Below are 23,255 nucleotides of genomic sequence, written 5' to 3'. Positions count from 1 at the left end.
TTTTCTTTTAAAATAAAGCGCTATTTTTGCCCCACTTTTAAGAGAATTAAATAATTATAAAATGAAAACAAAAATTGCAATGATTGTCCTACTAGGACTTAGTTTTGCTGTGAAAGCTCAAGATGATACTGTAAACGGAAATTTAACGGTTAATGGAACTTTAAAAGTTTCTTCTTCATCAAATTCTACAAATTTTTTAGAGGCTGATGAAAATATTTTTAGACTTAGATTTGGTTCTGGATTAAGCGCTACTACCATAATGGAAGCAGGTATATTAGCTGATAATGGATTTAAAATTAATTTACCTTTAACTGCGAAACAAGCAGTTTTTAATGGTAATGTTGGAGTCGGGGTTACGAATCCTTTAGGTAAATTACATGTAAATTATCCTACCTCTGCAGGAGATATAAGTAAAAATGGAATCATTATTACTAGACCTACTACAGCTACATCAGATGTTACAAGTCATGATAAAGCTATTTATGCGCATGCGGGGTATTTTTCAGTTGCACCAGGTGTTACTGATTCTGGATATAAAATAGGAGTTGATGCAAGTGCTTATTCTTTAAAGACAGAATTTCAAGGAACTTTAAAAAGTAATTACGGTATTTGGGCTAGGGCAGGTATCTATCAGGCTTCTTCAGGCGCACGTATAAATAATGCTGTTGCCGTTGAAGCACAAGTTTTGGATAATATAGAAGGTACCTCAATAGATAATATTTATGGGGTTAGAATTAATACAGGTGGCTATAATAAGGCAACCGTAACTAATAGATACGACTTATATGCTGGTACTACAAATGCTAAAAATTATTTTGGAGGTAATGTAGGTATAGGTATAAATTCTCCAGAAGCAAAGTTACAAATAGTAAGTCCTAGTACAATTGGAGGTAGTGACCTCACCAAATCTGCTTTACTCATTGGTACTTCTTCATTAGGAATTGGAATAGATACTAATGAATTTATGGTAAAAGGTCAAAGTTTCTATTTTGGTACCTTAACAAATCATGCTATCCATTTCAGAACAGGAGGAACAAATACTAGAATGACGCTTAGAGGAGATAGTGGTAATTTTGGTATTGGAACGACATCACCAATTGAAAAATTAGAGGTTACTGGAAACATTCTTTCATCCGGAACTATTAGTTTAGGTAAATCAGGTTCTGCAAACGAGTTAAGAGATGTTATTTCTTTATACGGAAATAGGCTTGGCGCAAGTAATATGTATGGTTTTGGAGTGGAAAGCGATGGTACGTTGTATAATAAAGCTGTTACTCACCACAGGTGGTATTTAAACTCAAATGCTAACTTAGGCACAAGTGCTAAAATGGAATTAGATAGTAATAGGTTATTTGTAAATAATAATGTTGGTATTGGAACTGGAGATACAAAAGGATATAATTTAGCTGTTGCGGGTTCAACAGGTATTATAGCAGAGAAAGTAACAGTTAAGTTACAATCTGCATGGCCAGATTATGTATTTGCCAACGATTATCAATTACCAACTTTAGAAGAAGTTGAAAAGCAAATTAAAGAAAAAGGTCATTTAGCAAATATTCCTTCTGCTAGAGAAGTTCAAGAGAATGGTGTTGAATTAGGAGATATGAATAAAAAGCTTTTAGAAAAAGTAGAAGAATTAACATTGTATACAATTCAACAAGAAAAAGAAATTAAGAAGTTGAAAGAAGAGAATAAGCAACTAAAATCTTTAGAAGAAAGATTAGCTAAATTAGAGGCTTTATTACAAAAAAAGTAATATTCTAATTACAGTATATAACAAAAAAAACCTACTTTAAGAAGTAGGTTTTTTATTTATAATAAAGTTTGATTCTCTCTTATCCTTTATAAAACGGAAGCTTTACCACTTTAGCAGCTACTTGCTTCTTACGAATTTGAATTTTAATTTCAGAGTCTACTTTCGAATTTTCAATAGTTACATATCCTAAACCAATTCCTTTACCTAAACTAGGGCTCATTGTTCCAGAAGTTACATTACCAATAACTGAACCTTCTGTATCAACTATTTCATAATCTTTTCTAGGAATTCCTTTTTCAGTCATTTCAAACGCAACTAATTTACGAGAAACTCCTTCTTCTTTTTGTTGTTTCAAAGCTTCTGCATTTACAAAGTCTTTGGTAAATTTTGTAATCCATCCTAATCCAGCTTCAATAGGAGAAGTTGTATCGTTAATATCATTTCCGTATAAACAATATCCCATTTCTAAACGAAGTGTATCACGAGCAGCTAATCCAATTGGTTTAATTCCCCAATCAGCACCAGCTTCAAAAACATTTTTCCAAAGTTGCTCAACATCTTCATTTTTCACATATACTTCAAATCCACCTGATCCTGTATAACCAGTTGCAGAAATTACAACATTAGGAATTCCTGCGAAATCAGTGATTTCAAAAGTGTAAAATTTGATTGCCGATAAATCTACAGAAGTTAACGATTGCATTGCTTCAGCAGCTTTTGGACCTTGGATAGCTAATAAAGACCAATCTTCTGAACGATTTTCCATTTCGACGTTTAAATCGTTATGTTGAGAAATCCAGTTCCAATCTTTTTCAATATTTGAAGCATTTACCACTAACATATACTCAGTTTCAGAAATCATGTAAATAATTAAATCATCTACAATTCCGCCATCAGCATTTGGCATACACGTGTATTGTGCTTTACCTGGAACTAATTTCGAAGCGTCGTTAGTTGTAATTTTTTGAATTAAAGCCAATGCATTTTCTCCTTTCAAGAAGAATTCTCCCATATGACTTACATCAAATACACCAACTCCATTTCTTACGGTTTCGTGTTCAGCATTAACTCCTTCGTATTGAACAGGCATATTATATCCAGCAAAAGGAACCATTTTAGCTCCTAAAGCTTCATGAACTTGCGTTAAAGCAGTGTTTTTCATTTGATTTGTTTGTTTAATGATGTGTCAAAAATATTGAATCATTTTGTAAACACCTATAATCTTTTTAAGTATTCTGATAGTGGAATGTCAAATGAAAAACCTAGGATGTAATTTTCGAAAGCTTGTGATTCAAACGGAACAGAAACACTTACATTAAAATCTAAAGAATTAAAGAAAGTTAAACCTGTTGCCAAACCAATTTGAGCGCTATCGAAACCATTTCCTGAGGTGTTAGCAATCTTGTATAAAAGACCTGTAACATAAGGCATTGTGTAAATATTAGATACCAATGATTTCTTTTTTACTTTGTGGTATAATCGATTTTGGTCTAAATATTTCTCATCGAAATTCCACAATACATATTTAGCACCTATTTTTTCTGAAGCAGAATTAAAGTTTGTATATTCTTTTCCATCATTTGTAAATCCATTAGGAATCCAATTTTGATTTAATCCTACAGTTGCATAAAAACTCCATTTCCTTTCTTTCTGATATTTCTCTAAAATATGATTTAGTACAGCGGCTACGTCTATTTCAATAATGTTTTGATCTAAGTCAACTATAGAATATTCGCGTAATGAGTTAATTAAATCAGGTATAATTTTAATATTACTATTGGCATTTTCAAATAGATATGCATAATCGTTCATAGTTTTTAAAAGAAAAGTAAAGGTTTCTGCCTTGTTTAATTCTTTAATATTACCGATGAACTTCAAGAAGTTTTTAAGTTTATCTAAATCTGGAATTTTAAGATAAGCCTTTGATGAATTTACTTTTTGCAGGATTAAATTTGATATTGAAAACTCTAAACTTGCTACAAATTTGTTTAGGTTTATATCACCAGTTCCTGTTTTTAGTTTGTTTGATATTACTAATAATTTTGCGATAAAATTACTATCAAATGTGTTTAGGATTTCTAAGTCAGAAAATTTCTTTTTTAGATTTCTATCAAGGAAAAAGCTCATTAACTGAGTTAAAGTAGCTTGTTCTTCATCTGTTAAATTCTGATTATCATTCAATGAAATTTTATTCTTAACTAAATATTCTTTTAACATATAGAAAAGTCCGTCTCCATTGGTTTTAGAATATCCATTTACAATAATTTTACCTTTTAAAAGTGTTAGATGATTAATTAATTTTTGAATTTGGGTTAGTGATAGGCTGCTGCTAGCTACTAATTTCTGTAAATTAACTCCAGAAATGAGTATATTCATTAGTGCTTCTTTCGTAACAGGGTTTAAGGTTGCGATAAACTGATTTTTTTGTTTTTCGTTTTGGTTAACAGTTATTGTGGTTTTGTCCCAATTATCAAGTAGAATTTCTTGAACCTTATAGTAATCACGTACTCTTATATAATTATCTCTAAGTTCTTTAATAGTTCCAGAGTTAAAAAACTCGTTTATATTTTCTGCTTCAACTTCAATTACGGAAAAGATGTTTTTTGCATAATCGAATTTGTCGATTTTTTTTATTGAATCAATTTTAGAGAGTAAAGTACTTAGATTTTCATTCTTGATGTAAAGGTTGTTTTTTTCTGTTTGTAACACATCATTGAGGTTATTCAGTTTCTCCTTTAAACCATTTTTTACCGTTTCTGTGCTTGTTGTATCTATTCCTTTTAAAAGTGAAGTGTAATTTTCCTGATTAATAAAATTAGACATAGAGAAGGTTCCGACTTCGGCAGAAATTCGCATATCCAAGTTTCTAATAACACGAGCATATTCACTTATACTGTCAATTTGTTTTTCTAACAATTCCTGTGTTTCTGTGAGCTGCTCAATATTAAACTCCTTTTCTATTTGATCTTTGATACCTCTGATGTTTACAATTTCTTTATCAATGTAATCCATGAACACAGTATCAATTACGTTTGATTTTTTAACAACATTCTTAAAGATTAAATCTTCATAAGAGTAGTTGTTGAAGCTTTTTTCGTACAACTGTAAAATAGTTTCAAAAGATTCCTTAGTTTGTTTAAAATCGATACCACTATTATTCAAAATATCTTTTAAAACGTTACTGTTATTCAGTAAGTTAGTAATGTGGTTTTTTATTTTTAAAGCAACTGAGTAGATATTTTTATTGATGTTTTTTAATTGCTCTGATTTAAGTTTTGTGATGAGAACTTTAGCCGCCTCGTTATTTTTTAAATCTATTTTCTTTAATAAGTTGTCTATATCTGTATTTAAACTATTCTTTAATTCTTTCCATTGATTGTATTGTAAAGAATCTAACTTAGCGTTTCTATTTAGCTCATAAATTTTTTCTTTAATGGAATTTATGTTTGTTAAATCGGCAGGTTTTATTTTTCCCAGACCAGTAAAAAGTTTATCAATACTGTTTGATTTTAAATCGTTTAAGGCTTCTTTAATTAACCCTTTATAATAAATTTTACTGTGCTCGAAGTAGTTGAAGTTATTTAATAAACCTAGTTTTTTTACAAATGGTACTTCTGAACATATACTAAGCGAAAACTGAATAATTCTGTTTCTTAAATCAATGTCATCAATGTCATCAAAACTAGATTGAGCAGGAAGACTAAAAATTTCTTTTAACTCCGAGTTTTGTGTTTCTAAAATTAATTTGGTAATTCCAAGAACAAAGAGGTAATTCGTTGTCTCCTCTAAAATTCTTTTAGTCATTACTTTATGATTCTTCTCTTGAAATAAAATTTCAGTAACACGTTCAATGTAAAATTGAGAATAATCATCTAGTTTAGAGCCTCCAATGTACTCAAATATCATTCTTTTAATTCCTTCACGAACTATTTCTTTCTGCTTCTCTGAAATTATTTTAGCTAACAATTCAACATCCAAAGTTCCTTTTTTAAAAGTTACATTGTCTAAACCAGCTGAAAGAGTAGGAGCTTGGTAGTTTGTTTGACTATGAATTTGAATGCCGATTAAAATAAATAGAATTGTAATTTTTAAGATTCTTAAAAATTTCATGGTAGTATTATAGTTTGGTTATTGAGTCAATTAATATACTAAAAATAGTAGTTATAAAAATATGTTAATAAACTATAATTGCTCTTTTTGTTGATTTAAATATCTTAGTTTTATTGATTAAATTAATTTAAAAACTATGAAATCAATTGTATTATTCCTCTGTACGGTTTTCCTGAGCGGTTTAAGTATTGCTCAAACTCCAACTGATTATTTACCGAAAGAGTTTCACAAAGAAAGAAGAGCATCTTTTAGAGCAAAAATGCCAAAAAATTCTGTGGCTGTTGTTTTTGCAAATCCTATAAGAAATCGTGCCAACGATGTTGACTATGTCTTTCATCAAGATCCTAATTTTTATTATTTAACTGGATTTAGAGAACCAAACGCAGTTTTAGTTTTATTCTCTGATAATCAAACGGATGAAAACGGGGTTGTATACAATGAGATTATATATGTTCCAAAGAAAGATCCTAGAGCTGAATTGTGGAATGGAAAAAGGTTAGGAGTTGAAGGAGCTAAGAAAGAGCTTGGATTTGTAAAGGCTAAAATATCGGAAGACTTTACTACAGACAAAACAGATTTTTTAAAGTTTGATAGAATTTTTATTGAAAGATTTAAGGATGATTATAGAGATTCAGACAGGAACAATGGAGAAATTTTCGATTTAGTTCAAAGCTTTAAGAAAAAAACGAATTATACAGACATTAACTTTTTATCAATGCCTCAGAAAAGAGTATATGAGTTGATAACGGCTACACCAATTGAGAATTCTGCAAATGTTGCTCAAATTATAGGAAGAGCAGAAACTATGTTTCCAAGTTTAAAAGAGGATGCAATTGTAAAAGGTTATAAAGATGCAAGTAATGCCAACAATTCAGAATTGAAAAAGGAGTTAAAACAAAAGGCTTTTGAAGAGCTAAATGGTAAAACTAATATTGATTTTGAGTTTCTTACTTCTAAATTAGCCGAAATGCGAGAGATAAAGACACCAGTTGAATTGAAATTGCTTACTAAGGCTATTCGTATCTCTGCAGTTGGACAGATAGAAGTTATGAAAGCTATGAAACCTAACATGTCTGAAACAGAAATTCAAGGAATTCATGAGTTTGTATACAAAAAATATGGTGCAGAGTATGAAGGGTATCCTTCTATAGTTGGAGCTGGAAACAATGGTTGTATTTTACATTATATAGAAAATAATAAAACTAAAGTAGGTAATGACTTAGTTTTAATGGATTTAGGTGCGGAATACAGGGGTTACACTGCTGATGTTACAAGAACTATTCCTGCTAACGGTAAATTTAATAATGAACAAAAAGCTATTTACGAATTAGTTTTAAAAGCACAAGATGCGGGTATAGCTGTTTGTAAAGAAGGTACTGCGTTTTGGCAACCTGGTGTAGAAACAAAGAAAGTAATTAATCAAGGTTTAGTTGATTTAGGAATAATTAAATCTGTTGACGAAAAGCATAATTACTTCCCTCATGGAACTTCTCATCATATTGGATTAGATGTTCATGACCCAGGAACTTATGGTAAGTTAAAGGAGAATATGGTGATTACCGTAGAACCTGGAATTTATATTCCAGAAGGAAGTAACTGCGATAAAAAATGGTGGGGTATTGCTGTTAGAATTGAAGATGATATTTTAATTACCAAAGGAGAACCTAAAAACTTATCAGAAGAAGCTCCTAGGACTATCAAAGCAATAGAAGAAATGATGGCTAAGAAGAGTATTCTTGATGATTTTGTATTGCCTGACTTAGATTAATAAAAACACAATATATAAGAATAAAAAACCAGATGTTTATAGCATCTGGTTTTTTTGTAATGTAAAATATAAATTAGGCTCTACCGTACATTTTTTCGTACAAGTCCTTATAAATCTCTTTAATAACACTTCGTTTCATTTTCATAGTTGGAGTTAAGTGTCCACTATCAACAGTCCACTCTTCAGGTGTTAACTCAAAGCGCTTAATTTGTTCCCATTTTCCAAAATTACAGTTGCAATCATCAACTTCCTCTTGTAAACGAGCTATAACCTTTTCGTTACTTGTTAATTTTTTTGGATCTGTGAAGTCAATGTCATTTCTACGAGCCCATTCAGCAATAAATTCAAAACTAGGTTGAATTAAGGCAGTTGGCATTTTTTCACCTTCACCTACAACCATTACTTGCTCAATAAATCTTGATTGTTTTAATTTATCTTCTAATAAGGTTGGTATAACATATTTACCTCCTGAAGTTTTGAACATTTCTTTAATACGACCAGTAATACTTAGAAAGCCATTTTCAACTTTACCTTTATCGCCTGTGTGGAAATATCCATTTTTTATTACTTCGGCAGTTCGCTCAGGATCTTTATAATATCCCATCATCACGTTTGGTCCCTTTACTAAAATTTCATTATCCTCAGAAATTTTTACCTCAACACCATCAATAATTCTACCAACAGTTCCAATTTTAAATCCGCCATCACGAATATCATTGACCGAAACAACTGGTGATGTTTCAGTTAAACCATAACCTTCCATTACAGGCATACCCGCTGCTGCAAAAACTCCAGCTAAACGTGGTTGTAAAGCTGCACTACCAGAAACCATAATCTTAAGTTCACCACCTAAAGCAGCCTGCCACTTTGAGAAAATAAGTTTTCTAGCAAGGCCTAATTGCTTTTCATACCACCAACCGTTTTCACCATATGGTTTATATTTTAATCCTAAATCAATAGCCCAGAAAAACAATGCCTTTTTTATTCCTGACAACTCAGTTCCTTTAGCATAAATTTTATCATATATTTTTTCATAAAGTCTAGGAACAGCCGTCATAACGTTTGGCTTTATTTCCTGTGCATTCTCGCTAAGTTTTTCAATCGATTCAGCAAAATATATAGAAATACCACAGTATTGATATAAGTAAAGAATCATACGTTCGAAAATATGACACACAGGTAGAAAGCTTAAACTCTTACCTTGTCCATGATCTACGGGTACTCTTTTAGAACTCACCAATACATTAGAAACAATATTATTATGCGAAAGCATTACACCTTTAGGTCTTCCTGTAGTACCTGAAGTATAAATAAGGGTGGCTAAATCTTCAGGTTTTACTGCATCTTTTCTTGCTTCAACTTCATTTTGATTACTGTCATCTTTTCCAAGTTCTAAAACTTCATTCCAGCTTTTTTCGCCATTAATATCATCAAAGGTGAATACTTCTTTCAGTTTAGTATTTCCTTTAATTTGATTTAGTTTTTCCACAATTGTAATATCTGACACAAAACAATATGTGGCCTCGGAATGGTTTAGAACGTATTCGTAATCTTCTTTTGATATGGTAGGATAAATTGGAACATTTTGAGCTCCCGTTTGTAAAATACCAATATCACAAATATTCCATTCAGTTCGGTTATTGGTTGAAATAACAGCAATTTTATCATTTGGTTGCACTCCTAAACGAAGTAAACCCCTACTGATGGTATTTGCTTTTTCAATGTATTCTTTTGTAGAAATAGATTCCCAATTACCGTTGTAATTTGTAGTTAATGCTTTTTGAAGATTGTATTTTTCCAATTGATAATATGGAAAGTCAAAAAGCCGAGTAATTTCAATCGACATATGTACCTTAATTTGTGTTGCCAAATTACACAAATTAACTTGGTTGTACAAAAAATGTTTTCTGCTGAATTACTGCTTTTTAAGTCTGTTTTTTAACAGTTTTTCAATATAATTGTTATGAAAAACGTAAAAACTTAATAAATCGTTTAAAAATATGAGATTTATTTTATCAATCAAATAAGCCCTAAAAATCTTGTTTTTAGGGCTTATTTATAACTTTGTTTTAATGTTATTTTTTGTCTAGTTCCTTAATTAATTGCTTTATTTTTTCGTTTTGCACCGATAAAAGTGCTTCATCAAAAGTTTGATAAGGATCAGGACGAATAACTGGTTTTCCCGCACCACTATCTAAAAGAAAGCTAAAGTCAGTTCCAAATGTTGTTTGTGCTTGTCCGTGGCATCCCATACAACCTCCCATATTAAATTCTTTACCATTAGCAATTGTATTTTTAACTTTAGTATCAAATGGATCACCAAAAGACCCATGGAAATTGGTTAATTTTAAGTCTGATTCAATCACAAAATTTGCCATGAAATAGTTGTTATCACTGTTTCTATCCATGTAGTCTATTGGTTTTCCTTGCACTCCGATTAATTGGTAATATTGCCATTTTGATTTGCTACTATTAGCTGCAATCATTTGTTGAACATTTGCATTGACTTTTTGTAGCGTCTCTGGAATTAATCTTTCTATTACGGGATTTAACCTGTGAGGGTCCTCATCCCCATACTGATTACCATTTACTGTTACAGTATCAATTCCAATTGTTTGTGTGTCTTTATTTCTTTCATCAACTTGTTCCCAAGAAGCAAATACAAAGGTTGGATGATTTTGGGTTTTTCTAATAATATGCATTCCAATTAAGGCGAATTGCTTTGTATATGCATTAGAATAGGTTTTGTTACCTACAATTGAGTCCTTAAAATAAACGACATCTTTTACCATATACCTTGAAGCATCGTCTTTTGTTGCATCAAGTTCTCTAAACGCAAGTTTTATTTCTATCGCTCCCTCATTTTGAGTATCGGTAGAACAAGGTAAGCATACATAGCCATCTTGTGTATTTTGATCTGAGTCGCACATTTGTTGTGGACTTAAACCTTTTAAACGCGCTCTAAAGGTTGTTGAATCATTACTTTTATCAACAGCTTTATATAAATCCTTATCTGTTGGGAAGTATTGTTTTAAGTAGTTATACTCAACTAAATTTGCTTTTGCTGCATATAGCACTTCAAATTCATTTTTATGAGCAAAAACATAGGCAGAACCGATTTCATTATCTTCATCTAATACATTCCAATAATTATCTAGTTGTACCGGGTTTGTAACATTTACTGTTGTTGAATCAACAAACGTGTAATAAGGAGATCCTTTACTTAAATCTTTAGATCTTTTTCCATTAGCCGGTCTTAATTCTGCTCTGTGGATATAAGTTTCCCACACACTTAAAAAGTTTTCTCCAGTATCACTTGTATAATTCCATGAGGTATCTGGTTTGGTTCTTAAACCGTCTTTTTCCCATGATGATTTCCAATTTAAAGCGAAAAACTCTTCCCAAGCAAAATTGGCAAGTTCCTCTTGAGTGGCATCTACAGGAACATCTACTGGCAAATTATAGGAAATAGATATTTCTTGAACAGGTTCTGTTATCAAAACAGTGCCTTCGTTTTTAGGTTTACAACTTATTAAAAGTAAGGTTGTAAATAATAACATCAGTGTTATTTTGTATTCGAAGTTGAAATTTTTTAAAGTCATGATCGAGTTAGTTTTGTGGTTTAGATAATTAAAAATAAGATAATTGTCTAGTAAATGAGAATCATATTTCCATAAAGGCATAGAAATAAATCATGAATGGGCTTAAAAAAGGAATAAGAATTTTTTGAAGTAAAAAAAGAAAATCGGTTAGAAGAAGCTTTCCAACCGATTTCAATAGTCAATAAAATCCCCAATCAACTATATAAGTTTAATTAGAACGTGTATTAATGACCTATATTACTTTATGGTATTTAAAATTTTTGTTAAAGTTTGACAACCCTCAATTAACTCATCATCCGATATTGTTAATGGAGGAGTAATTCTTACGGCTCTTTTTTCATATAATAACCAAAACAGAATTAAACCTTCATCTAAAGATTTTAATATAACCTCATCAGCAATTTCTGGTGATTCCATGATTAAGGCCAACATTAATCCTTTACCTCGAATTTCTTTTACTTTAGAATGTTGTTGCAGGTGAGTTCTTAAAATTTGTTCTTTTCTTAGGGCTTCTTGATGCAAGTTTTGAGAAAATATTTCTTCAATTGTAGCATTTGCTGCTGCTGCAATAACTGGGTGTCCACCGAACGTTGTAATGTGTCCAAGTTTCGGATTATCTTTTAAGGAGCTCATGATTTCATACGAGGAAATAAAAGCGCCAATTGGCATTCCTCCACCTAAACCTTTGCCAGTTATAAAAATGTCCGGAACGACGTCGTAATTTTGAAAGCCCCAAAAAGTTCCCGTTCTTCCAACGCCAGTCTGTATTTCATCTAAAATTAATAAAGCACCTACTTCTTCACATCTTGATTTTACTTTTAGTAAATAGTCATTTTTCGGTTCAATGAATCCAGCACCTCCTTGAATAGTTTCTAAGATAACTCCCGCTGTTTTAGAGGTGATTTTTTGTAAATCTTCTTCAGAGTTAAAACGAATAAATTTAGTTCCTGGTACTAATGGTCGAAACGCACGATTTTGCTGTTCAGCTCCACATACACTCATTGAACCCGCTGTATTACCATGATAGGCATTTGATGCTGCAATAATTTCTGATCGTTTAGTATACTTTTTGGCTAATTTTAAAGCTCCTTCTGTAGCCTCAGTTCCAGAATTTACCAAATACACGGTAGATAACGATTTTGGTAGAGTAGAAGCTAAAGACTTACATAATTCTAACTGAGGTTTTTGAATAAACTCTCCATACACCATAACGTGCGTGTATTGTTCAATTTGCTCAGTAATTGCTTTATTTACATGTTCATTAGAATGGCCTAAACTATTGGCTGAAACTCCAGCAACAAAATCTAAATAAGCTTTATTGTTCTTATCGAATATATAACTGCCCTTTGCATGAGAAACTTCAATAGCAAGAGGGTGAGGAGTTGTTTGGGCTTGATATTTCAAAAAATCTTCTTTCACTCTTCTTCTAATTCTCTTTTAGATTTCTTTTTACGTTTCTTATTCAGCTCATTATTTAAAATAGCCTTTGCATTTTCAACCTCTTGTAGTTTTTTATTTGGTTTGCGAGTTACTTTTTTATCCTTTATGAAAATGTCTTCCATTTTTTTAGGCTGTTCATCTTCTCGCCATATAAATCCTCTAAATTTTTTGTCCTCTTCAGGAAACTGAGATGGAGGATATGTTTTACCCTCTGTTTCTTTAAAATATTTCGTTTGAACGACTTCATTGTTTTCAAACGTAAACTCAATATCACTCGCAATTTCTTTGGTTATTGTTTCTAATTTTTGCGTGTCTTCGTTTCTATTATAATATAACGATTCGGCATTTCCTTTGACGAGCATAGTTAGTAAATCATTATCCTTGAATTTACCAAACATGTTTCTACCCTTAATTTGGTTAAAATTATTTGGGTCTAAGGAATCCTTTTGAATAATGAATGAGTTTCGTAAAACTTTAAGTGAATCTAATTCGTTGGTTGTTTTATTTGTTTTAAAATGAATACTATCGCCAGTAATTTGACTTTTACCTGACCAAAGAATAGGATCTACAAACATTTGAGTTAGACCTGTCGCCTGATTTGTATGAATTGAATCACACTTACCTTGGAGATTTTCTTTAAATATTTTTACGTTATGATACGTTCTGATAATTCTTTTTTCAGGTTTTCCCGTAACTAGTATTGTATCTCCATGAATATAAAGAGAATCCTTTTCCATAATAGAAATAGCTACTGGCTTTTTAATGATGAATAAAGAATCTTGTAATTCAAAAATTTCAGCATAATTACCTTTTACAACCATTTTTTGAACTGTGTCAATAACTCTGATATTATTAGTAGCTGAAGCAAAACCTCTCTTTTTATCGTAGTATAAACTATCGGCTTCTACGGTTTTATCTTTAGAAAATAGTTTTGCGTTTTTAACGAAATAAGAGATATCGGTATTGGTATCAAAGAATCCTTTTTCAGCATATATTTTTGTGCTATCCTTCCTATTAAATACAGTAGATGGACCATAGATATACGCTAACTTGGTAGATGTATAATAATCCAAATGATCAGAGTCTAAAATATTATCAGGATTAACAACATTTACTTTTGTTTTTGCCGAGAACTTTTTATTTTCTAAAAAATAAGTGCCTTTATTACTTGTTAGGGTATTTACTTTATCTTTTATCACTCCTTTGGTAGGATAAAATAATATTTGTTCGGTTCTGTTGAAATATAAAGTGTCAGTTGAAAGCTTCATTTCTTTGTCATTCACCTCAACGTTTCCCCAAGACTTTGCTATTTTAGTATTTGCATCATAGTTTGCAAAATCGGAATATTGAATAATACTATCTCCTTGTTCAATTACAACTTCACCAATAGCCTTAAAAATGTTCTTTTCTCTATATAAAAGGGCTCTTTTACAATCTAAAGTGGCTCCTTCATGAGCTACTTTTACGTTACCAATTAAAATTGTTGCACCTGGGAATTTTTTTTCATCAGCAGTTGATAATTCAGATGATAAAATTTTAATTTTTTTGGTCTGAGCAGTTATACTCAATGCACTAATTATTGCAATAAAAAGAAATACTTTTCTCAAATTTTATAAATTTTATAGGCAAAAATAATGAAAAGACTATGCCAATTTCTTAAAATAGTCCGAAAAAGATATTTATGAAAAAATAAACTACACTTTAGTTTAATGCTAAGGCATATTTGTATGTTTATCTTTGAAAAAAACTTTTTGATGGAACCTAGATACATTAGAAATCGAATTTATTTATCCCCTGAAGAGCAACAACAAATAAAAGATGTTCCCATTTTACTTGGAGGTTCTGGAATTGGCAGTGTTATTGCCGAATGTGCTTTGCGTTTGGGTTTTGAAAATATTACAATTATTGATGGTGATCAGGTGGAATTATCTAACTTGAATCGACAAAATTATACTATTGAAGATATTGAAAAGGACAAAGTAATTGCTTTACAGAGGCGTTTACAATCTATAAATCCTGATGCTAAAATTAAGGTTCATAGTGAGTTTTTAGATGCTAATAATGTAACATCATTCATTAAAAATTATGATATTGCAATCAATGCGCTGGATTTTACAACGGATATACCACTCAAATTTGATAGGCTCTGTCAAGATAATGATATAACAGTACTTCATCCGTATAATTTAGGTTGGGGTGGAGTAGTTGCTGTGATTACTCCAGATGGACTTTCTCTTGAATCTATAGCTAAACCAAATGAAAAGTTTAATGAAATTCAAGTTGTAAAATATATTACCAATTACATGAAATTCTGGAGAGAACCTCAAGATTGGATAGATAGTGTTTTAGAGCAATATTTAAACGAAGAGGAGAAATTGTCTCCTCCTCAATTATCTGTTGGATCTTGGATTGTTGCAAGTATGTGCGTTCACATAATGTATAATGTGGCCACAGGAAAGCATATAAAAAAGTTCCCAGAGTTTTATTTTTCTTCTATTCATATGAACTAAATAAGCTTGTTATTCGTTGCATATACAATTGCTTCAGAAATGTTGGCTACTTCTAATTTATCGAATAGTTTTTTTCTGTGAAACTTTACCGTATCTGGCGAAACAAATATTGATTTAGCAATATCGTTAATAGTAAAACCTCTAACGGAGTATCGTAACACTTCTTTTTCTCTTGTGGTGAGACTAATTTTCTCTTCTTCTTTCCAATAATCATCCTCTAGATTATATTTAAGAATTTTATTTTCTCCTTTTTTATATACCTTAATATTACCAGAGTTTTGTTCGTTTGAAAGTGAGATTATACAGATTGCTTTCCATAATTTACCTGTTCTTGTTAAGAAAAGCGGTGTAAGCTTTTGATTGATTAAAATTTTCTTTCCTTCTTTATTCTTGAGATGAAAGTCATAGGAAATTGTATAATCCAATCTTTCTTCTACCGGAAGTTTATCGTAAAAATCAAATCCAACGGTATTAATTTTTAATAATAAATCGAGGTCTTCTTCAATAACATATTTAAAGTAAAAAGCATATCCCATTTCTTCAACTTCTTCGGGAGTATGACCAGAGAGGAATAAAGGGTTTTCTGAAACATATTCAAATCCTTTTTTCTCATAATCTATAATATATATGCTCTTATAAGTGGTTCTGGCAAATGCCCTAATCGGAGCCAGATAGTTTTTAGTTTGATTTATATCCTCTTCAGAAATAGTATTTATACTATTTTTCAAGGAAAAGAAATCATTTACATTCTTATCCATTCAGCTTTTAAATTTCGGGTGACAACCAAATTTAAACAAACTTCTGAATAAAACAATTAAAAACTACACAAAAGGGTAGTTTTCCCCTGTAAAACAAAGGACTACCCTTTTGTGTAATGTTAAGGCTTTGATTCCTAGGTAGCTTTGACAATGTAAAAAAACATCAACCATGCTACTAGAAAATAATTTTATCACCGAAGAAAAAAACAAAATAATGAGTTTAGCTGAATTCGTTGTTTTAGAGAACTACAAGCATCATTCTAATGGAAGCTTGCCAATTAATTATTATGAAAGCATTGAAGCTTTATATAATGAAGAAATTAATTATTTAGATAATTCTCAGGTTTTCATTTCTAGAAATGTTTATGGAGACATTTTAGGAACTATCAGAGTATTAAAGTGGAATTATAAAGATGAACTTCCAATTGAGAAAATTTTTGGAATTAATCCAACTGATATAATTGGTAATACTGTTTTAAAGTCTGTATGGCATATAGGACGATTTGCTATCAAAAAAGACGTTAGAAACATTAATTTATTTAAAAAGTTAATGGTTCAAGCAATTGAGCCGGTATGTAAGAGCAAAAACTCAGTGGCTTTTGCCGAATGCGATAGTAAGTTATTGAGAATAATGACAGCTATGGGAATAAAAGCTACAGTAATAGGTGAATCTATAAACTATCTAGGTTCTGAAACAATTCCTGTCTGTTTTACTTACGAAGGACTCGTTGAGTTTTATAACGATAATAAAAAGTTACTAGAAACAAAAGAAATTACTCCAAATCAATTCGATTTAACTTCTAAAAAATCTGCTTAATAAACTACCCCCCTAAATCTAATAACACCTAAGAAATTTTTTACCATGAAGATAGTACAGTTTATAGTATTTGTATTGATATGTTTTAATGTCACTTACGCACAAACAATAAGAGGGAAGGTTGTTGATTCCAATAAAGAACCAATAAGTTTTGCCAATGTTGTTGCTCATAAATCCGCAGATGACAAAATAATAGGTGGTATTGTAACAGAAGAAGATGGAACATTTTCATTGGAAGTTAATGCACTCGAAGACTTTTACATCACCATTAGTTTTTTAGGCTTTGAAAAGAGAACAATATCAAAGAAAACACTTGATTCTAGGCCAAATTTGGGAGATATAGTTTTAAAAGAGTTGAGTAATAAATTAGACGAAGTTGTTGTTGAAGCAAGAAAACGGCTAATTACCAGAAAAAGTGATCGTTTAGTATTCAATGTTAGTCAGTCTTTATCCTCTACAGGTGGTGATATGCTTGATGCTTTAAGGGTTACACCTGGAATTAAGGTTCAGAACGATGAACTTTTTATGATCGGAAAGGATAATTTGAGAATATTAGTAAACGGTAGAATTTTACAAATTCCACAGCAAGAAGTATCGAATTATTTGAGTTCAATTTCTGCTGATGATATTAAAAGTATAGAGGTAATAACTAATCCTCCAGCAAAATACGAAGCAGAAGGGAATAGTGGTCTTATTAATATTATTTATAAGAAAGGAAGAAAGAACTCATGGATAAGTAGAATAAGAGGAGTTTATACACAAGCTACTTATGGAAGAGGAAGTATGAGTGGAAACTTCAACTATCAAAAAAATGACTTTTCATTATCAAGTAATCTTTACTATACCAATGGATCTAAATTAATTACGGATACGAACCAGTTTTATTTTCAAAATGAAACTTGGGATGGAGTTTATCCTAGAAGGTATTTTAGTGAACCTTCTTTAAGTGCAAGACTATCTATGGATTATGATATAACCGATAGTTTTTTAATAGGAGCACAGTATTTAGCTACCTATGGAAGGTTTAGAACTTTAAATCCAAATGATAGAGTAAATGTATTGGATAGTCAAACAAGAGATTTATTAAGGATTATTCGTACAAATTCTAATAATCTAGAGGAAACACCGTCACATTCATTAAACGTTCATACCGAGTTTAAGTTAGATAGTATTTCGAAAGTAGAAGTGAATCTAGATTACTTTAATTATACAAACAATCAAGATAGAACTTACACAACATTTAGTGAAGAAAACGGAAGCGTTACACCAGGTTCTTTAGATATTGGAAATAATATAGGAGATCAAGATATCGATAATTACTCTATAAGATTAGATATTGAATCTCCACTAAAATGGGCGAGTTTAAGTTATGGAGGAAAATTATCGTTCACTGAAACCAATAACGCCATTGCCTTTTTTGATTTAACGAATGGTAATCCTGTGCAAGATACGAATAGATCAGACAAGTTTACCTATAAAGAAAACACTCAAGCCTTATACTTTTCACTTGAGAAAATGTTAAGTGAGCAATGGATTTTCAAAGGAGGCTTACGCTTTGAAAATACAATTACAGAAGGTAATTCAGAAACTTTAAATGAGGTAAATATTAATGATTACATGAGATTGTTTCCAACGGTAAACATTAATTACATAGCTGGACAGAATAATATCTTCTCTTTAGATTATAATAAAAGAATTACAAGACCATCTTTTGAATTTTTAAATCCGTTTGAAAATGTTCAAAATCCATTTACTATAGTAAGAGGTAATCCGTTTTTACAACCTTCATTTTCGGATAACTTATCTCTAACTCATATTCATAAACAAAAATTAGTTAGTTCATTATACTTTTCAAAGGTTAGCGATGGGTTTCAACAATTGGCGCAAGTAGATCCAAATACAAACATTCAAGAAATTTCACCACTGAATTATTATGAAACTACAAAAATCGGTTTAACAGAGTCATACACATTCACAAAATGGAAGTGGTGGGAAAGTGTTAACATACTTGATATTCATTATAGTGATGCAACTTCATTAGTAGATTTTACAAATCCAGGAGAAAAAGGATGGAATACATATGTAGCAACAAACAACAGCTTTGTTTTAAACAGTAAAAAAACCGTAATGGCAAGTGCTAATTTTTGGTACGCATTTCCGGGAGTTTATGATATCTACAGAACATCTTCAACATCAAACTTAGATTTAAGCTTAAAATTCTTCTTCCTGAACAAAGATTTACAATTAGGACTGAATGCTTATGATGTTTTCAGAGGGCAAAGAGTAAGAGTAGAAGGTATTACAAATGATGTAAACGTCGCTTTCCGAAATTATTTCGACACACAAAGCTTTAGAGTATCACTGCTTTACAAATTCGGAAATAAGAAAATTCGAGTGAAACGTAAGAAGTTCGGAAACCAAGATGAAAAAAATAGAACGAAAGATTAAAAAAGGATAAAAATATTGTTTGCAAACATAGTCTTCAAGGAGTTTAAGACTTTAAATAAAAAAGCTCGTTATCAATAAATTAAATTTTATAAAAATGAAAAAAATCAAATTAACTAAAGGACTACAGATCAACAAAGACGCAGTAAGCAAATTACAAGAAGATCAAATGCAAGATGTAAAAGGAGGTAAAGCAGCTTTATCTTGTTTATGGAGATCTTGTAACGGAAGTAAAGAGGATAAGTTAGAAGCATAATTTATCGGATTTATTAGGGTAAAGATCACCCATTATACTATTTCAATCTTTACCCTTTTTTTCACACTAATATTCACACTTAAATTTTATAAAAATGAAGAAAATTAAATTAACTAAGGGATTACAAATCAACAAAGACGCAGTAAGTAAATTACAAGAAGATCAAATGCAAGACGTAAAAGGAGGTAAAGCAGCTTTATCTTGTTTATGGAAATCTTGTAACGGAAGTAAAGACGAGAGCATCGAAGCTTAATCTTTAGAGAATAAGGATAAGGTTGGGTGACATTTACCTTATCCTTCTCTTTACAAGAATTCATTATGAAAAAAATTAAACTTAACAACAAACTACAAATTCAAAAGGAGGCTTTGGTAAAACTTCAAGATGAACAACTAAACGCTGTATAAGGCGCAAAAGGAAAGCCATTATCATGTTTGTATTTAACATGCAATAGTGGAATTGAAGAATAATCAAACATAAATTCTACTTCATTAAATAAAATTGAAAACACTAGATAAAATACAAAATTGTTTACAAGAAAATACCAGTTTAAATGGTATTGGAATTAGTAATGGAATTTTAGGAAAATCGTTATTCTACTATTATAACTACTTGTATACACAGGAAGAAAAATGGTTAGAATTAGCAATTAATATAATTGAGGACGCACTAGAGATGTTAACTAATGAGTACTCAAGTATTTCTCCTCAAAATGATATTATAGAAACTGCAATTTATATTAGTTTTTTAATAAAAAACCAAGTATTATCAAATGAGGTAGAATTTATTTTAAATGATTTAGAGGACTTAATTGAAGAAATTTTTAATGCTAGAATTATTAATGGAGATTTAGATGGAATAAAAGGTGTTTTTGCTCCTCTACAATACTATTTATATAGAGAAAAAAATTGTACTGAAAAATTAGAACAAGTATTCAAAATTGTTGAACAAAATGCAATTGTAAATGAAACGGAAGCCTACTGGATGTTCAACTTAAGATCAAAGGAAAACTCTTATGTCGAATTAGGTTTTAATCACGGAGTTTCAGGAATTATTTCATTTTTATTGGATTGTTATATCCATAACGTTAAAAGAGAAGAAAGTGAGATTTTAGTTAACAAAGGATTATGTTTTCTTGAAAAACAACAAAACAAAAGTAATACTTGTTGGTTTCCACAAACTACCAATAAAAACGATTTTCTTCCTTATCACAATCTTTCTTATGGAGATCTTGGAATTGGATTTACGTTCTACAAAGCTGGAGAAATACTTCAAAATAATTATTGGAGATCTATAGGCATTGAAATTTTAGAAAATGCGGCTCAATATACCGATGAAAAAGAATCTCATATAAGAGATGCAAATATGATTTATGGAGCATCCGGACTTTACTCTTTTTTCGATATGATGTTCAGGTTAACGGCTAATAAGCATTTTAAAATAGCAAAAGATTATTGGTACAATAACATTTTTCAAAAGGGAAATAACGATACAGTTTGGGCTGGATTTAATACCTATTACAATGGAGTTTATGAATTTGCTCAATTGGGCATTTCTCAAGGAATATTGGGAATAGGATTAACATTATTAAGTAAAGAATTGGATATAAAAAACGAATATCTCAACTTTTTAAATTTCAGAAAATGGTAACAAACGAAAAAATGTCAATAGAAAATATTATAAACGATTATAACTCAAAAATTTTATCCTATCCAATTCATGAGCTTCCAAACGGATTTGTCCAAGGAAAATTAGGCGTATTATACTATTTAATGTACGTGTATATAGATACTCAGAAGGTAATTTATTTTGACAAAATAACCGATATTCTTATGGATGTGTTTAATACCATTCAAAATCCTGAAGAGAACGCTCTTTTAAACGATTCTTCTTTTGCTGAAGGAATTTCAGGTTTAGGTTTTGTTATTTCAGAATTAATAAATAATGATCTTTTGGATGAAGAGTATGCCGAACAAATTCCTGTACTGAGCGAAATAGCTTTTGATTACGCTTCAAAAAAACTAGAGCAGAATAATTACGATTTTTTACATGGATCAATAGGTGTTCTTAAATTCTTACTAAAAGTTGAAAACCAAAACTTATTCAATCAACTGGTAAATCAATTATTAAAAAAATCTAAAGAATCGGTATTACTTTTTAGTACACAATCCGATGACCCATATATAAGTGATATTAACTTTGGGTTTCCTCACGGATATTTATCAATTATAAAACTACTTTTAGACGCGAAAATTACTTTTGGAGCTCATAAAACATACTACTCAGTTATTGATTTATGTGTTTCAAAAATTATGAAGCACATCGATAAAAAATATGAAGTAGATGGCATTCATATTTATAAGCCTCATAAAGTCTATATCAATAATGGTAAATTAATAGAACATCAAAATAACAGACTTGCTTGGTGTAATAGCGATTTAAGCTGGGTTTTTCTTTTGTCAAAAATAGACAGTGTTAATAATACTTCTAACTACAACCAAATGATTGATGAGATCGGTTCTCATTTAATTAAAAGAAGAGAAATGCATGTTACCGGTGTTCAAAATCATCATTTCTGTCATGGTTCCTCTGGAATAGCTCAATTATTCGGAGAGCTATACGAATACACAAAAGACAAAAAATATAACGAAGCCTATAATTATTGGACTCAGCGAACTGTAAATTATTTAAAAGAAGATTTGTTCAATGATCTCACAGAAAGAGACATGTCTTTATACTACGGAAAAATAGGTGCTTTACTAACATTATATTCTTACCAAAAAGAATTCCCTCAAGGTTGGAAAGAAGCATTTTTAATCAACTAAAAAACTCACAAAAATGGAAAATATTAAAATAGGATTAATCGATTTAGGTCAAAGAGACGATGCTACAAGTTTAGAAATTGTCGAGCAATTAATTGAGTATGCTGTAGAAGCAGATGCGGCGGGATTCAAAAGGTTTTGGTTAGCAGAACATCATTACGCGCATGTAAAGAATCATCCATATACAAATCCAGATATTTTATTACCCATTTTAGCTGGAATGACAGATCAAATTAAGGTTGGTTCAGCGGGAGTTTCTTTGTCATTATATTCTCCGTATGCCACTACATGTAATTATAAGTTATTAGCTAATTTGTATCCAAATAGAATCGATTTAGGTTTGTCGAAAGGTTTACCAGACAGCAAAAAAATTGCTGAGTTGGCGCATCCTGATTTAAGTAGAAAAACAAATCGTCAAATTTTTAATAACAACTTAGAAGTTATTTCTGATTTGTTAGAAAATGAAGATGAAAACCTAAATAACAATCAAATTTTAATTCCACCATTTAAAGGTTCTAAACCAGAGCTTTGGTATTTATCTACAACATTTAATAGTTATAAAGAGGCCATTAAATACAAAACTAATTATTGTGTTTCTCTATTTCACAATTTTGGTCAGTCTAAGCAGTTTGATAAGGGTCAAATTGATGCTTTTAAATCAGAATATTTTGCTGCCCATGGGATAGAACCGAAAATAGTTATCTCATTAGCATTTTATATGGCCGATACAATGGAAGAAGCTGAATTTAAAGTAAATGAAATGACAGCATATGCTCGCAGTATTTCGGCAGAGGCGTTTATTATTGAACCAGTTACACCTGAAAAACTGCAAGAAATTGTTCAACAATACAATGAAACTTACGGTTTAGATGAGTTTGTTTTTTATGACGTTGCCGGAACTCATAAAGAAAAGCTTAAAAACCTTCATGCCATCGCTGAAAAATTTCAAATGTTAACTCCAGTTTATTAATAA

Annotated in this window: 18 protein-coding genes; 11 read left to right on the top strand and 7 right to left on the bottom strand. The window is 30.7% G+C overall.

The window, feature by feature from the left end; genetic code table 11:
- Window positions 1-61: 61 nt before the first annotated feature.
- Window positions 62-1,756, top strand: coding sequence for a hypothetical protein (locus ACOSP6_RS07390; RefSeq protein ID WP_422093652.1), 1,695 nt, complete (start codon window positions 62-64; stop codon window positions 1,754-1,756).
- Window positions 1,757-1,835: 79 nt separating this feature from the next.
- Here the strand turns inward: ACOSP6_RS07390 and gcvT are convergent, their stop codons facing one another.
- Both gcvT and ACOSP6_RS07380 read right to left on the bottom strand, forming a co-directional pair.
- On the bottom strand, window positions 1,836-2,918 hold the full coding sequence (gcvT, locus tag ACOSP6_RS07385; protein ID WP_422093653.1) for a glycine cleavage system aminomethyltransferase GcvT: 1,083 nt from the start codon (window positions 2,916-2,918) through the stop codon (window positions 1,836-1,838).
- A gap of 53 nt (window positions 2,919-2,971) precedes the next feature.
- Complete coding sequence (locus ACOSP6_RS07380; protein WP_422093654.1) at window positions 2,972-5,866, bottom strand: hypothetical protein; 2,895 nt, start codon at window positions 5,864-5,866, stop codon at window positions 2,972-2,974.
- 136 nt (window positions 5,867-6,002) lie between these two features.
- Here ACOSP6_RS07380 and ACOSP6_RS07375 point away from each other — a divergent pair, with 136 nt between their 5' ends.
- The gene (locus ACOSP6_RS07375; RefSeq protein ID WP_422093655.1) at window positions 6,003-7,634 is read left to right on the top strand and encodes an aminopeptidase P N-terminal domain-containing protein; all 1,632 of its coding nucleotides are present in this window, start codon (window positions 6,003-6,005) and stop codon (window positions 7,632-7,634) included.
- A 73-nt stretch (window positions 7,635-7,707) separates the two neighbouring features.
- Here ACOSP6_RS07375 and ACOSP6_RS07370 read toward each other — a convergent pair whose 3' ends face one another.
- The 4 genes from ACOSP6_RS07370 to ACOSP6_RS07355 form a co-directional block, all read right to left on the bottom strand.
- Window positions 7,708-9,480, bottom strand: coding sequence for an AMP-dependent synthetase/ligase (locus ACOSP6_RS07370; RefSeq protein WP_422093656.1), 1,773 nt, complete (start codon window positions 9,478-9,480; stop codon window positions 7,708-7,710).
- Window positions 9,481-9,709: 229 nt separating this feature from the next.
- Window positions 9,710-11,194, bottom strand: a complete 1,485-nt coding sequence (locus ACOSP6_RS07365) for a hypothetical protein (protein ID WP_422093657.1) — start codon at window positions 11,192-11,194, stop codon at window positions 9,710-9,712.
- A gap of 279 nt (window positions 11,195-11,473) precedes the next feature.
- On the bottom strand, window positions 11,474-12,655 hold the full coding sequence (locus ACOSP6_RS07360; RefSeq protein ID WP_422093658.1) for an aspartate aminotransferase family protein: 1,182 nt from the start codon (window positions 12,653-12,655) through the stop codon (window positions 11,474-11,476).
- Complete coding sequence (locus tag ACOSP6_RS07355; protein ID WP_422093659.1) at window positions 12,652-14,283, bottom strand: OstA-like protein; 1,632 nt, start codon at window positions 14,281-14,283, stop codon at window positions 12,652-12,654. The genes ACOSP6_RS07360 and ACOSP6_RS07355 overlap by 4 nt, the downstream gene beginning before the upstream one ends.
- 147 nt (window positions 14,284-14,430) lie before the next feature.
- Here ACOSP6_RS07355 and ACOSP6_RS07350 point away from each other — a divergent pair, with 147 nt between their 5' ends.
- Window positions 14,431-15,186 (top strand): ThiF family adenylyltransferase, encoded by a 756-nt coding sequence (locus ACOSP6_RS07350; protein WP_422093660.1) that lies wholly within the window; start codon window positions 14,431-14,433, stop codon window positions 15,184-15,186.
- On the opposite strand, the gene ACOSP6_RS07345 is transcribed toward ACOSP6_RS07350, so the two are convergent.
- Complete coding sequence (locus tag ACOSP6_RS07345; RefSeq protein ID WP_422093661.1) at window positions 15,183-15,944, bottom strand: response regulator transcription factor; 762 nt, start codon at window positions 15,942-15,944, stop codon at window positions 15,183-15,185. The two genes, ACOSP6_RS07350 and ACOSP6_RS07345, sit on opposite strands and share 4 nt — an antisense overlap.
- Window positions 15,945-16,158: 214 nt before the next feature.
- Here ACOSP6_RS07345 and ACOSP6_RS07340 point away from each other — a divergent pair, with 214 nt between their 5' ends.
- The 8 genes from ACOSP6_RS07340 (at window position 16,159) to ACOSP6_RS07305 (ending at window position 23,252) form a co-directional block, all read left to right on the top strand.
- A complete protein-coding gene (locus ACOSP6_RS07340; protein ID WP_422093662.1) occupies window positions 16,159-16,761 on the top strand; it encodes a hypothetical protein in 603 nt (200 codons plus the stop codon).
- 45 nt (window positions 16,762-16,806) lie between these two features.
- Window positions 16,807-19,209, top strand: coding sequence for an outer membrane beta-barrel protein (locus ACOSP6_RS07335; RefSeq protein ID WP_422093663.1), 2,403 nt, complete (start codon window positions 16,807-16,809; stop codon window positions 19,207-19,209).
- Window positions 19,210-19,303: 94 nt separating this feature from the next.
- The gene (locus ACOSP6_RS07330; RefSeq protein ID WP_422093664.1) at window positions 19,304-19,462 is read left to right on the top strand and encodes a class I lanthipeptide; all 159 of its coding nucleotides are present in this window, start codon (window positions 19,304-19,306) and stop codon (window positions 19,460-19,462) included.
- 94 nt (window positions 19,463-19,556) lie between these two features.
- Window positions 19,557-19,715 carry a class I lanthipeptide gene (locus tag ACOSP6_RS07325; RefSeq protein ID WP_422093665.1) on the top strand — a complete coding sequence of 53 codons (159 nt, stop codon included), beginning with the start codon at window positions 19,557-19,559 and terminating at the stop codon, window positions 19,713-19,715.
- Window positions 19,716-19,780: 65 nt separating this feature from the next.
- A complete protein-coding gene (locus ACOSP6_RS07320; protein ID WP_422093716.1) occupies window positions 19,781-19,867 on the top strand; it encodes a class I lanthipeptide in 87 nt (28 codons plus the stop codon).
- Between the two features lie 94 nt (window positions 19,868-19,961).
- The gene (locus ACOSP6_RS07315; RefSeq protein WP_422093666.1) at window positions 19,962-21,110 is read left to right on the top strand and encodes a lanthionine synthetase LanC family protein; all 1,149 of its coding nucleotides are present in this window, start codon (window positions 19,962-19,964) and stop codon (window positions 21,108-21,110) included.
- A complete protein-coding gene (locus tag ACOSP6_RS07310) occupies window positions 21,104-22,285 on the top strand; it encodes a lanthionine synthetase LanC family protein (protein WP_422093667.1) in 1,182 nt (393 codons plus the stop codon). Before ACOSP6_RS07315 ends, ACOSP6_RS07310 begins: the two co-directional genes overlap by 7 nt.
- A gap of 13 nt (window positions 22,286-22,298) precedes the next feature.
- Window positions 22,299-23,252 (top strand): LLM class flavin-dependent oxidoreductase, encoded by a 954-nt coding sequence (locus ACOSP6_RS07305; RefSeq protein WP_422093668.1) that lies wholly within the window; start codon window positions 22,299-22,301, stop codon window positions 23,250-23,252.
- The last annotated feature ends 3 nt before the right edge of the window (window positions 23,253-23,255 follow it).

This window comes from Tenacibaculum sp. MEBiC06402 (genome assembly GCF_049239625.1).
GTDB lineage: Bacteria > Bacteroidota > Bacteroidia > Flavobacteriales > Flavobacteriaceae > Polaribacter.
The sequence above is the reverse complement of the archived record's forward strand: the minus strand, read 5'-3'. Positions and strand labels throughout refer to the sequence as shown.